Raw genomic sequence first — 229 nt, 5'->3', positions numbered from 1 at the left:
AAAGCACAAAGCGACTACAACCGCCGTGTGCCGCTGGGCAATGCCAACCTGATTGGTCGCGAAGAGCTGCAACACGCCCGCGACGCCGTCACCAGTGCCCAGGCGCAACTGGACGTCGCGATTCAACAATACAATGCCAATCAGGCGATGATTCTGGGGACTAAACTGGAAGATCAGCCAGCCGTGCAACAGGCTGCCACCGAAGTACGTAACGCCTGGCTGGCGCTGG

The 229-nt window shown here is 59.4% G+C and carries 1 pseudogene; it reads left to right on the top strand.

Annotation, left to right across the window (positions count from 1 at the left end):
* A pseudogene (locus tag SB756_RS36270) lies at nucleotides 1-229 on the top strand (EmrA/EmrK family multidrug efflux transporter periplasmic adaptor subunit); the annotation flags it as partial.

The organism is Pseudomonas sp. SIMBA_068, assembly GCF_046534705.1.
Classification (GTDB): Bacteria; Pseudomonadota; Gammaproteobacteria; order Pseudomonadales; family Pseudomonadaceae; genus Aquipseudomonas; species Aquipseudomonas putida.
The sequence above is the reverse complement of the archived record's forward strand: the minus strand, read 5'-3'. Positions and strand labels throughout refer to the sequence as shown.